The sequence below is a fragment of the Thermoanaerobaculia bacterium genome, from assembly GCA_035260525.1.
Classification (GTDB): Bacteria; Acidobacteriota; Thermoanaerobaculia; order UBA5066; family DATFVB01; genus DATFVB01.
Genome location: DATFVB010000355.1, coordinates 1 through 11,802, shown reverse-complemented (window position 1 = coordinate 11,802; position 11,802 = coordinate 1). Strand labels below are relative to the sequence as shown.

Here is an 11,802-nt window from a genome sequence, read left to right as displayed (position 1 = left end):
GGCGGTGCCCTTCGCGGCGCGACGAAGTCTCGCGCGATCGCTGCGCGAGACGACTTGCGCCGCGGGAGCGGGAGCGCCGGCGAGGGTGTCTCGACCGGGCGGTCGAGGGTTCTGACCCGAGCCGCCCGGGCGAGACTCGCTCCGATCACCCGAGCCAGCTCCCGCGACGGGGACCGAGGTCGCTTTCGCTTCTGTCCAACGCCGAAGCGGTCGAAGGCTGAACGGACACATTGCGAGAAGTCTCTAGCAACGACGACGAATTGGCGGTGCCCTTCGCGGCGCGACGAAGTCTCGCGCGATCGCTGCGCGAGACGACTTGCGCCGCGGGAGCGGGAGCGTCGGCGAGGGTGTCTCGACCGGGCGGTCGAGGGTTCTGACCCGAGCCGTCCGGGCGAGACTCGCCCCGGTCACCCGAGCCAGCTCCCGCGACGGTCCTAAATATGAATCGGGCTCCCCTCGGCGATCGCTTCGGCCGCCTCGTGCACCGCTTCCGACAGCGTCGGATGCGCGTGGATCGTGCGCGCGAGGTCTTCCGCGGTCGCCTCGAGCTTCATGGCCGCGCCCGCCTCGGCGACGAGCTCGGTCGCGGCCGGGCCGATGATGTGGACGCCGAGGACCTCTCCGTACTTCCGGTCGGAGACGATCTTGACGAATCCCTGCGTGTCGTTCAGACAGCGGGCCTTGCCGCTCGCCGTGAACGGGAACTTGCCGACGACGACGTCGTGGCCGCGCTCGCGCGCCTTCGCTTCGGTGAGTCCGATCGAGCCGATCTCCGGGGAGCAATACGTGCATCCGGGGATCTGGTCGTAGTCGAGAGGGAAGGTCGGCGCCCCGGCCGCCGTTTCCGCCGCCACGATCCCTTCCGCGGAGGCGACGTGCGCGAGCCACGGCGTCGGGACGACGTCGCCGATCGCAAAGACGTTCGGAACGGACGTGCGGCACCGGTCGTCGATCTTGACGTATCCGCGCTCGGTCGCGATCCCGAGCGCTTCGAGGCCGATGTTCTGGGACAGCGGCTGACGTCCGACCGCGACGAGGAGCTTCTCGGCCTTGAGCGTCTCCGTCTTCCCGGCCGAGGTCCGCGCGATGACCTCGACACCCCCCGCGACCTTCTCCGCCTTCTCGACCTTCGTGTCGACGAACGAAGCGATCCCCTGCTTGCGAAACGCCGAGGCGAGCTCTTTCGAGATCTCCTCGTCCTCGATCGGGACGAGGCGGGGCAGCATCTCGATGATCGTCGTCTTCGAGCCGAACCGGGAGAACATCGAGGCGAACTCGACGCCGACCGCGCCGGAGCCGATCACGATGAGCGATTTCGGGACCTCCGCCAGCTCGAGGATGGAATCGGAGTCGAGCACCGTCTCGTGATCGGTCGGGATGATCGGAAGCGCGCGCGGCTTCGAGCCGGTCGCGATGATCACGAACTTCGCGGAAAGCGTGCTCTCCCCCGCGTCGCTCTTCACCGCGACGGTGTGCGGGTCCGAAAGCCTCCCGAAGCCGGTGTGCACGTCGATCTTGTTCTTCTTCATCAGGAAGGCGATCCCGTTGCTGCTCTGGCGGACGACCTTCGTCTTGTGCTTCATCGCCGCGGCGAGCTCGAAACGGATCTCTTTGGCGACGACGCCGATGTCGTCGCCGTGCCGCGCCTCCTCGAGGACGTCGGCGGCGTGGAGAAGGGCTTTCGTCGGGATGCATCCGCGCAGCGTGCAGACGCCGCCGAGCGCCGCGTCCTTTTCCACGACGGCGGTCTTCAACCCGAGCTGCGAGGCCCGGATCGCCGCGACGTATCCGCCGGGCCCGGAGCCGATGACGACGAGATCGTAGGATGCGTTGGCGCTCAAAGGTTCCTCCTGCCGCCGGCGATTGTATACGGGCGGCGCGGCGACCCTCAGCCCGACCCTCTCCCGCCGGGAGAGGGAGCAAGACCGACAGCGAGACGCCGCGGCGAGGTCGAGCCCGCCGACGACAGCGACGCTGCGATCACCCCGGGGCTTGGGGCGCGGCGAGGCGCGAGCCCGGCGGGATGCGGGCCGCCCGCGAGATCCCGAGGCCTACCGGGGCGTAGGTCGCAGGGTCTCGCGGGGCGGCACGCGCCCGCCCGGCTCGATGCATCGCCGCGACCGCCAACCCTACAACTCGGAGGCGAAGAGGCCGTAAACCCACTCGGCAAACCGCTCCGAGAGCGAGCGCGATCTCCACGCCGCGAGCGTGATCTCGTCGCTCCGGCCGCGGTCCCGCTCGAACATGCCCGCGATTTCTCCCGCGAGCTTCGCGCTCCGGACATTCACGTTCGCCTCGTCGTTTAAGAAATACGACCGACTGTCGATGTTCGCGGACCCGACGGAAGCCCACAGCCCGTCGAACTCGGCGACCTTCGAGTGCATCATCGTCGGCCGATACTCGAAGATGCGCACGCCGGCTTCCAGCAACGCGCCGTAGGTCGACCGCGAGACCCGGCGGACGTAACCGAGGTTGTTGCGCACGCCGGGCACGATCACGTCGACGCGGACCCCGCGCCGGGCGGCGTCGCACAGAAGCCCGATCGTCGTCGCGTCGGGGATGAAATAGGCGTTTTCGATGAGGATCTCGCGGCGCGCGGCATGGAGCAGGACGTCGAGGCCGAGCGCGGCGCGTGAGCTCCGCTCGCCGAAGGAGGACCGCAGCACCATGACGTCCTCGCCGCCGGCGGGAGGGAGCTCCGGATAATCGCCGGGCCCGGCGGGAACCGGTCTCCGCATCTCGATCCAGTTCTCGGCGAAGACGCTCTGAATCCTCGCCACCGCGGGACCTTCCACGGACACCGCGGCGTCGTGCCAGTGTTTCGGCGAATCCGCGTCTCCCGTCCAGCGGTCGTCGAATCCCTGCCCCCCGACGAACGCGACCGCTCCGTCGACGACCAGGATCTTGCGGTGCGTTCGGTTCTTCAGCCGGTGGAAGAGGAGTATCGGACGGAACCGCTCGAATTCCACTCCCGCCTTCCTCATCTCCGACTCGAGCGTCTTCGAAAGCGTGTGGCTTCCCCACGCGTCGACGAGGACCCGGCAGCGCACGCCCGCCCGGGCGCGCTCCTCGAGCGCCCGCGCGAACCGGACGCCGGTCGAGTCCGACTGGAAGATGTACGTCTCGACGTTGACCGTCGCGCGCGCATTCCGGATCGCCTCGAGCATCGCCTCGAACATCCGGTCGCCGTTCTCGAGGAGCCGGCAGCGATTGCCGGCGATCAGCGGCTCCCCCGTCACGCTCGAAAGCTCGCGTCCGAAGTCCGCGCTCGCGGGGTCGAGCTTCGCCTCGAAGAAGAAGACGGAGGCGGGGCGCGGGCCGGCGGCGCAGCCGATCGACGCGCCGATGAGCGCCGCCGCGGCGGCGCATCGGATCCGGGGAAGGCGGGCGAGCACGCGCGAAGCCTACACGAGGAGCGCGGCGGCGCCCGAAGGGAAGCGACGTCGGCCGGTGGCGCATTCGACCGGGATCCCTCGCTCCCTGGAGCCGATCGACACGATCGGCGGTCGAGCTCGGGATTGGCCCGCGCACTGGCGTGCGCGGCGATCGCCACGCCGGCGGCTGACGCCGCCCGGCCGCAAAGCGGCCGGTCTTTCGCGAGACGCGAAAGACGCGCTCGATTCAGTCCTTCGTGCTCAGGTCGTGAGCGCTCCGGACTAAAATCCGGCCGTGCTCTTGCGATCGTTCGCCGCGGCCGCGGCGCTCGCGCTCCTTTTCGCGTCGTGCGCTCCTTCCGCTCCCGGGCACGAGGGGATCCCGATCGGCTTCTATGGATCGCTGACCGGACCGACGGCGACGTTCGGCCAGTCGGGGAAGAACGGCTCGACCCTCGCGCTCGACGAGATCAACGCGGCGGGAGGCGTCCTCGGCGAGAAGCTCGCCCTGCACGTCGAGGACGACCGCGGCGAGCCCGCCGAGGCCGCGTCCGCCGTGTCGAAGCTCATCTCACGCGACCACGTCGTCGGCCTCCTCGGGGAGGCCGCGTCGTCGCGAACGCTCGCCGCCGCGCCGATCGCCCAGAAGAGCGAGATCCCGATGATCACCCCCTCCTCGACGAACCCGCAGGTGACGCTCGTCGGCTCGTACGTCTTCCGCGTCTGTTTCACCGACGACTTCCAGGGAGCGATGCTCGCCCGCTTCGCCGCGCGGGATCTGAAGGCGAAGACGGCGCTCCTCCTGACCGACGTGCGGAGCGACTACAGCGCGGGGCTCGGCGCCGCCTTTCGGCAGGCGTTCGAAGCGCTCGGCGGCCGCATCGCGGGGGAGCAGCGCTACGCCGAAGGCGATACCGACTTTTCGGCGCAGCTCACGCAGATGCGTACGACCCCCGCCGACGTGATCTTCGTCCCCGGGTACTACACGGACGTCGGTCTCATCGCTCGGCAGAAGAAATCGCTCGGCGTTCCGGGCATCCTCCTCGGCGGGGACGGGTGGGACTCTCCGCGACTGACCGAGATCGGCGGCGACGCCCTCAACGGCGCGTACTTCGGGAACCACTACTCCCCGCAGGACCCGGATCCGGCCGTGCGTCGCTTCGTCGACGCGTACCGCGCCCGCTTCGGCGCCGTTCCCGACTCCGTGGGCGCGCTCGCGTACGACGCAGCGCGGCTCCTCGTCGACGCGATCCGGCGCGCCGGCTCGACCGCCGGACCCCGCATCCGGGAGGCGCTCGCCGCGACGAAGAAGTTCCCCGGAGTGACCGGCGACCTCACGTTCGACCTCGAGCGCAATCCCGTCAAGCCGATCGCGATCCTCCAGATCGAGAGCGGCCGGTACCGCTTCGTGGAAAAGCTCGCTCCGGAGGCGGCGGGGAAGTAGTCCGGGTTCCAGTGGTCACGGTAACGCCGCCGAGGATCGACGACGAGCGTCCCTTCCCGGCAGATCCTTCCCGCCTTCGCCAAGGCTTCCTCCTTCGCTGAAGCTTCGGCGGGACGAGTCGGCGCGGCAGGCCGCTGCGCCCAGGATGGCATCCGGGCCAGCCGTGCGGCCACTATCGAGGGACCGCGTGATCGGTTGAGTCGACCCGAAAGGACACGGCGGTCGCCCAACACGCCATAACGCAATGAACACACCGACATCATCCGGTGCCCTTCGCGGCGCGACCAAGTCTCGCGCAATCGCTGCGCGAGACGACTCGCGTCGCGGGAGCGGGAGCGCAGCGAGGGGGTGGCGGCACCGGCGGTCGAGCCGCTCGTTCGGCGAGCCGCCGGGCCGTCACGCGCTCTCGTACCCCGAGCCAGCTCCCACGACGGGCGGCACGCGCCCGTCTCCGCCTTCGCTGAAGCTTCGGCGGGATTCCTCACGTGAAAGCTCAGATTCCGCGCTGTCCGAGAGTCGCCGGCGATCGCGCCGTAGCTCGTGAGAGCGGGGGCGGACGGCTCGATGCATTCGCCGCGCGTGCCCTACCTTCGTTCGAACACGACGTCGTCGAACGCAACCGGCACCGGCGCCTCGGCGACGAGTCCCGCCGCGCCCGGGTGCGGCCTCGGGTCGCGGGCCTCGATCGCCTTCTGGCCCGAGACCGAAATCTCGAGCCGGTCGCCGGCCGCCGCGAGGCGCACCGTGCGCCACATCGGCTCGTTCGAGCGGATCGGCGCCGCGCCGAGCGTCTGGGCCTTGCCGTCGCGGACCGAGACGGCCGTCACCGTGTCGGACTGGAAGTCGACGAGCGCCGCGACGAAGTTCGCGGGGTTCTGGTAACGGATGACGACCCCGCCGCGCGCGAAGCCCTTTGCCGCGGCGCGCCGGGAGGCCGCCTGCACGGACCCGTCGGCGAACGAGGACGCCTGCGTCGAGAGCGCGAAATGGAAGTGCCCCGGCTGTCCCGTGGCGTCGGTCTGGACCGCGACCATCGGGCGGGAGAGCGCGTTCGCGTCCGGCATCGACTTCCATTTCTCGGGAGCGAGCCCCGGCGTCCCTTCGAACCGGAAGAATGCGGGCGTGCCGCCCGCGGCGTCCGAGTCGAACTCCCGGCGGAGCGCCCCGCTGTCGGCGAAGGCGAAGGCCGCGAGCGCGGCAACGGCGGCGAATGCGATGACGCTCCTCGACCTCGGCATCCCGTCCTCCTTCAAAAGGAGAGAATCGAATAGACCGTGTTCCCCGACGCCATGAAGGCCTGACGCGAATAGGGATCGACGACGATCCGCACGTCGGCCGGCGCCGGGAGGTTTTCCGCGAGAGACTCGGCCCATCGCGGCGCCTGCGCGTCGAAGAACTCCGCGACGAGCGTCTCGTCCGACTTCCCGCGCGCTCCCGCGAGCTCGCGGAGCTTGGCGACGTCGGCCGGCTGCAGGCGAAAACGGTACCCGCCGCAGTCGCGGTCGGCGCCCGCGATCGCGGCCGGGATCCCCGCGCCGAACTCGAGGCCGCTCACCGGTGCCCCAGGAGGTTCTTGGCGATCACCATCCGCTGGATCTCGGAGGTCCCTTCGTAGATCGTCGTCACGCGCGCGTCGCGATAGTACCGCTCGACGGCGTATTCCTTCGAAAATCCGTATCCGCCGAAGATCTGGCACGCGCGAGCGCAGACGGCGTTGCACGCCTCGGAGGCGAAGACCTTCGCCATCGAGGACTCCTTCGAGAACTTCACGCCGGGCTGCTCCGAGAGCCAGGCGGCGCGGTAGGTCAGGAGGCGCGCCGCGTCGATCTGGACCTTCATGTCGGCGACCTGAAAAGCGACCGCCTGGTGCTCGGCGATCTTCCTGCCGAACGTCTCCCGCGTCTTCGCGTGCTCGACGGCCGCTTCGAACGCGGCGCGGGCGATCCCGATCGACTGCGCGGCGATCCCGATCCGGGAGTGATCGAGAGTCGTCATCGCGATCCGGAAGCCTTCCCCTTCCGCGCCGAGGCGGCGCGATTCCGGGACGCGGACGTTCTCGAAGAAGAGCGACGCGGTCTGCGATCCGTGGAGACCCATCTTCTCTTCGTTCTTGCCGACCGTGAAGCCGGGGTCGTCGTCGCGGAGCAAAAACGCCGTGATTCCGCGCGTGCCCGCCGGCGGGTCGGTCATCGCCATCACGACGTACCACCGCGCCACGCCCGCATTCGTGATCCATGCCTTCGCGCCGTTGATCACGTACCCGCCGTTCTTCTTCTCGGCGCGCGTCTTCTGGTTGGCCGCGTCGGAGCCGGACTGCGGCTCCGTCAGCGCGTAGGCCCCGATCGCCCGGCCCGACGCGAGCTCGGCGAGCATCGTCTTCTTCTGCTCCTCCGAGCCGAACTTCCAGATCGGATAGCAGGCGACCGAGTTCGTCACGCTCATGATGACGGCGAGCGACGCGTCGACACGGGCGACTTCCTCGACGGCGAGGATGTAGGAGAGCGGGTCGAAGCCCGCGCCGCCGTATTCGGCGGGGACGAACATTCCGAGGAAGCCGAGGGCCCCCATCTTCGCGACGACTCCGGCGGGGAAGGCGTGCGTCCGCTCCCGCTCGGCGACGCCGGGCGCGATCTCCCGTTGCGCGAAGTCGCGCGCCGAATCCCGGACCGCGCACTGGTCGTCGGTCAGGTGGAAATTCACGAGTTGGGCGCCCCTCCGGCCGGAGGCGTCGCCGGTCCGGAGCCGGGACCGCCCCGCCGGCGGCCGCGGCGGCGCCGGAAACGGCGCCGGCGTCCGGAGCCGGGCGCACCGGGTGCGCCGGGCTCTCCCGCGGCGGCCGGACCGGCGGCCGGGGGGGGCGCCGGACGCGGACCGCGCGGCGGCGCGGCGGGGCGGGGGCCCGGCGGACCCGGACGTCCCTCGCCCCCCTTGCCTTGCGGGCCCCGCCCCTGCGGAGGTCTCCCCGGGCCCGGCGGCTGGCCCTTGCCGCGGGCGGGCTGCGGCTTCGGCTTGCGCGGCTCGGGCGTGTCCACCCACCCTTCTTCGAGATGGCGGAAGGTCACGTCGATGACGTTGCGCTCCGCCCTCTTCCGGAGGAACTCGATCAGGCGGCCTCGGATCGGCGCGCCGCCATCCTCCACGATCGCGGGAATCCGCTCGGCGTCGTAGAGGACCATCCGGGTCCACGAGATCTTCTTCGCGGCTCCCGCGGCGGTCCGGTAATTCATGACGAAGCAGTCGTGCTCGTGGTCGAGCACGCAGTCCTCGAGCTCCATTCCCGGGATCGCCTCGTCGACGAGCGCCTTCAGGAGCGGGAGGTGCTTCTCCCCTTTCTCGAAGGTCTGCTCCATCGAGACGACGCGATCGCGGAACATCCTGGTGCTGGGCATGGCGACCTTCAGCGCGCGAAGATCTCGCGGGCGATCACGACCCGCTGGATCTCGCTCGTTCCTTCGTAGATCTCCGTGATCCGGGCGTCGCGGAAATTCCGCTCGACCGGGAACTCCTTCGTGTACCCGTAGCCCCCGTGGATCTGAAGCGCCTTCGTCGTGACCCGCTGCGCCATCTCGGCGGCGTAGAGCTTGGCGATCGCGGCTTCTTCCGTGTAGCGCCCGCCGGAGCCGGCCGCTTCGTCCTTGGCGGCCGCCGCGCGCCACGTGAGGAGCCGCGCGGCGTCGAGCTCCGTCGCCATGTCGGCGATGTAGAAGCGCAGCGCCTGGAACTCCGCGATTGGGCGGCCGAACACTTTCCGTTCTCCCGCGTACCGCACGGCGGCCTCGAACGCGCTCTGCGCGATTCCGACCGCCTGAGCGGCGATCCCGATCCGTCCGCCGTCGAGCGTCGCCATCGCGATCCGGAAGCCGTCGCCCTCCTCGCCCAGCCGGTTCGCCGCCGGAACGACGACGTCGTTCAAGAAGATCTCGACCGTCCCGGAGGCGTTGACGCCGAGCTTGACCTGATGGTGGGACCGGTCGAAGCCGGGCGCGCGCGTGTCCACGAGGAAGGCCGAGATCCCCTTGTGTTTCTTTTCGCGGTCCGTCGAGGCGAAGACGAGGGCGAGGTCGGCCGCCGCCCCGCACGTGATGAAGATTTTCTCTCCGGTCAGGCGGTACGCGTCCCCCTCCCGGACCGCCCGCGTCTTCTGGTTGGCCGCGTCGGAGCCCGCCTCGGGCTCGGTCAGCGCGAAACAGCCGAGCTTCTCGCCGCGCGCGAGCGGGGTCAGGAACTCCTTCTTCTGCGCCTCCGTCCCGAACTTCCCGATCGGATCGCAGACGAGCGAATTGTTCACCGAGAGGATCACGCCCATGTTCGCGCACGCCTTCGAGACCTCCTCGATCACGATCGCGTAGGCGAGGGTGTCCATCCCGGCGCCGCCGTAAGCGTCGGCAACGGCGACGCCGGCGAATCCGAGCTCCCCCGCCTGCCGGAACTCGTTGATCGGGAACTCGCCCGTCTGGTCGATGTCGGCCGCCCGCGGCGCCACGACTTCGCGCGCGAAATCTCGCACGGCGTCCCGGACCATCTTCTGCTCCTCGGAGAGCTCGAAATTCACGGCCGCGCGCTCCGGCGGCGGCGGGACGCGAAGAACGCGTCGATCCGGACGCGCTTGTCGTCCGACGCCTGGATCAGGGCGAAGCGCGCCCGCTCCAGGGCGAGCGCCCCCTCGCGCGAAGGAAAGGAGAGGAGAGAAGACGCGGCGCCCTGCGCGGGGCGGGAGAAGGCCGCGTCGCGTTCCCAGCGGGCCAGGTCCTCTTCCGTTCCGATCGCGTCGATCCATCCCTCCTCGAAGGCCGTGGCCGCCGGGATCTCCGGAGCGAGAGCGACGCGATAGGCGAAATGCAGCACGCCGCGCGAGCGGGCGAGCGCCGGGGACACGACGCGGCGACCCTCGCGCAGCACGAGGACCGCTCCGCGATCCGCCGCCACGAAGTCCGCCGAGAGAGCGCGCTCCAGAGAATCCGGTGTTACCCGGCCGGAAAGGTGGGCCAAAAACATCGGGCCCGGAGAATACCCGATTTCTCCCGGCGCTGCCCGGTGCGTTTCCGAATTCGGCTCAGTTCTGGCTCGCGGGCTGCGGAGGCGCCTCCTTCGGGGCCGGCGCGGGCTCGGGATGCGTCGAAGCCTCGGCAACGGCTTCGAACTTCGCGTTGAGTTCGAAGGCGTCCGTCGGCTCCTGGTACGCCGGGGAGATCATGTTGACTTCCGCGATGAACGGCTTCCCGATCGCCTTCGGCGCGTGCTCGGCGTCGTAGCGGAACGTCATCGTCGGAACGCGAACGTTCGTCGGTGCCGCCGGCGCCGATCCGATGGGGCTCGCTCCGCCGCTCGACATCGTCAGGCCACCTCCTCCTTTGTCGCCGCCCCCGAGCCCCTGCGAGTTTGGATCGACGCCGGGTCCGCGGCTTCCTCCGTTGCCCTGCTCGATCGCCGACGGAGGACCGAAGACGATGATGACCTTGCCGCGGAGCGTTTCCGAGCCCTTCGTCGAGCCCGAGCTGAAGTACTTGTCGGCGACCGCGACGCGCTCGCCCAGCATCTTCTCGAACTCCGGGCCGCGCTTCTCCTTGTACTCCTGGATGAACTTCTCGGCGTCGGCGTCGGTCCGAACCTTTTTCCATTGCGAGCGCTCGGCGTTGGTCAGGAAGTAGGACTCGGGGGTCCGATCCCAGTTCTTGTATTGTTTCGAGAGCCCGCCCGCGAACGCCGCCGATGACGTCAGCGCGAGCGCCAGAAGAATCGCCGTCCTTTTCATCGTGCCTCCTGTCAGAGTGCTAACCGGTTTGGTGTCCCGAATATTCGACACGAATCGACCGCCCGCGTCAATGATCCTTTTGCTCGTCAGACATTTGTGTTGTTCGCGACGAACCGCCCGACTTCGTCGGCGTAGCCCGGCCACGAATGAGCGGCGGCCACTTCGGCCAGGCGTGTTGCATAACTGGAAACGCCGTTCCCGAGCACTCGAATCGTCTCCTCCGCAAGCCGAAACGGGTCGTCTTCGGGGACGAGAGCTCCGGTTTCCGGCATCACGAACGGCCGGAAGCCCGACTGGTCCGAGGCCACGACGGGCCGGCGAGCGGCGATCGCGCGGGCGGCAATCCCCGACCCGGAATTCTTCCGGTACGGGCAGACGACCACGTCGCATGCCGCCAGCCACTCGTCCATCTCGGCCTCGGTCACGTACCGATCGACGACCCGGATCCTGGAAGCGATCGGGCGGCGCATGAGCCGGGCCATGTCGTCCCGCGAATCCGGGAAAACCTCCCCGACGACGGAGATCTCGGCGCCGGTCTTTTCGACGATCCGCGGCGCCGCGTCGAAGAGCACGTCGAGACCCTTGTACGGTCGGACGAGGCCGAGAAAGAGGACGAGCGGTCGATCAGGCGCGATCCCGAGCTTCTTCCGCGACGCCTCGCGGTCAGCGAGCGGCCGGTCCTCCACCGGGTGCGGCAGGACGCGGATCGGCATTCGCGGAAATCGCGCGGCGATCGTGTCGCAGTCGGCATCGGACTGCGCGATCACGGCGTCCGCCGCCGCGAACGCCCGCCAGGTCAGCCATTTCTTCCACGCGGCGCTCTCGTGGTCGAAAACGTGATGGCAGAGGAGGACGTTACGGAACCGGGGGTTCTCCCGCCGCGTGGCTCGAAAGACGCCCCGAAGCGACGGCCCCCAGAACGCGGTCCACCACGGCGCGATGACCGCCGAAGCTCCCGTTCCGACGATCCTCCGGGCGGTCTGCCTCCACGACCACGGCCTCGCCCAGTCGAGCGCCGGCGTGACTCTCTTCGCGGCCTCCGCGAGCTCCGGCGCGACGTCGAACCTCCGCGGATTGATCAGCCGCGGGTATCCCCGCGAGTACGTGAAGTACCCGGCGAGCCTCGGCCCGAGCGCGTCGGCCAGCAGCATCGTCTGCTGCGCGATCCCTCCCCGGTCGGGGGGGCCGGGGCCGAGGAGGGCGAGGGAGGAAGACGGCATCCGGGGGATTAT

Annotated in this window: 11 protein-coding genes; 1 reads left to right on the top strand and 10 read right to left on the bottom strand. The window is 69.5% G+C overall.

Annotated elements, in window-relative coordinates:
* Positions 1-434 precede the first annotated feature (434 nt).
* Both lpdA and VKH46_16850 read right to left on the bottom strand, forming a co-directional pair.
* Positions 435-1,841 (bottom strand): dihydrolipoyl dehydrogenase, encoded by a 1,407-nt coding sequence (lpdA, locus tag VKH46_16855; protein ID HKB72504.1) that lies wholly within the window; start codon positions 1,839-1,841, stop codon positions 435-437.
* Between the two features lie 288 nt (positions 1,842-2,129).
* A complete protein-coding gene (locus VKH46_16850) occupies positions 2,130-3,395 on the bottom strand; it encodes a phospholipase D-like domain-containing protein (GenBank protein HKB72503.1) in 1,266 nt (421 codons plus the stop codon).
* Between the two features lie 274 nt (positions 3,396-3,669).
* Between VKH46_16850 and VKH46_16845 the strand changes: the two genes are divergently transcribed.
* Complete coding sequence (locus VKH46_16845) at positions 3,670-4,818, top strand: ABC transporter substrate-binding protein (protein HKB72502.1); 1,149 nt, start codon at positions 3,670-3,672, stop codon at positions 4,816-4,818.
* A 584-nt stretch (positions 4,819-5,402) separates the two neighbouring features.
* Here VKH46_16845 and VKH46_16840 read toward each other — a convergent pair.
* The 8 genes from VKH46_16840 to VKH46_16805 all read right to left on the bottom strand — a co-directional run.
* Complete coding sequence (locus VKH46_16840) at positions 5,403-6,056, bottom strand: hypothetical protein (GenBank protein ID HKB72501.1); 654 nt, start codon at positions 6,054-6,056, stop codon at positions 5,403-5,405.
* Positions 6,057-6,067: 11 nt separating this feature from the next.
* Positions 6,068-6,373 (bottom strand): hypothetical protein, encoded by a 306-nt coding sequence (locus VKH46_16835; protein ID HKB72500.1) that lies wholly within the window; start codon positions 6,371-6,373, stop codon positions 6,068-6,070.
* The gene (locus VKH46_16830) at positions 6,370-7,518 is read right to left on the bottom strand and encodes an acyl-CoA dehydrogenase (protein HKB72499.1); all 1,149 of its coding nucleotides are present in this window, start codon (positions 7,516-7,518) and stop codon (positions 6,370-6,372) included. Before VKH46_16830 ends, VKH46_16835 begins: the two co-directional genes overlap by 4 nt.
* Positions 7,515-8,207, bottom strand: coding sequence for a hypothetical protein (locus VKH46_16825; protein HKB72498.1), 693 nt, complete (start codon positions 8,205-8,207; stop codon positions 7,515-7,517). The genes VKH46_16830 and VKH46_16825 overlap by 4 nt, the downstream gene beginning before the upstream one ends.
* Before the next feature lie 8 nt (positions 8,208-8,215).
* Positions 8,216-9,370: an acyl-CoA dehydrogenase family protein gene (locus VKH46_16820; protein ID HKB72497.1), complete on the bottom strand. Its 1,155-nt coding sequence runs from the start codon at positions 9,368-9,370 to the stop codon at positions 8,216-8,218.
* On the bottom strand, positions 9,367-9,813 hold the full coding sequence (locus tag VKH46_16815) for a hypothetical protein (protein HKB72496.1): 447 nt from the start codon (positions 9,811-9,813) through the stop codon (positions 9,367-9,369). The genes VKH46_16820 and VKH46_16815 overlap by 4 nt, the downstream gene beginning before the upstream one ends.
* 58 nt (positions 9,814-9,871) lie before the next feature.
* A complete protein-coding gene (locus VKH46_16810) occupies positions 9,872-10,570 on the bottom strand; it encodes a GWxTD domain-containing protein (protein HKB72495.1) in 699 nt (232 codons plus the stop codon).
* A gap of 86 nt (positions 10,571-10,656) precedes the next feature.
* The coding region (locus tag VKH46_16805) for a glycosyltransferase (protein HKB72494.1) at positions 10,657-11,802 on the bottom strand (1,146 nt) is incomplete at its 5' end.

Coding starts and splice junctions, on each gene's coding strand:
- VKH46_16840 (HKB72501.1), bottom strand. CDS start 6,056: ATGCCGAGGTCGAGGAGCGTCATCGCATTCGCCGCCGTTGCCGCGCTC.
- VKH46_16825 (HKB72498.1), bottom strand. CDS start 8,207: ATGCCCAGCACCAGGATGTTCCGCGATCGCGTCGTCTCGATGGAGCAG.
- VKH46_16815 (HKB72496.1), bottom strand. CDS start 9,813: ATGTTTTTGGCCCACCTTTCCGGCCGGGTAACACCGGATTCTCTGGAG.
- VKH46_16810 (HKB72495.1), bottom strand. CDS start 10,570: ATGAAAAGGACGGCGATTCTTCTGGCGCTCGCGCTGACGTCATCGGCG.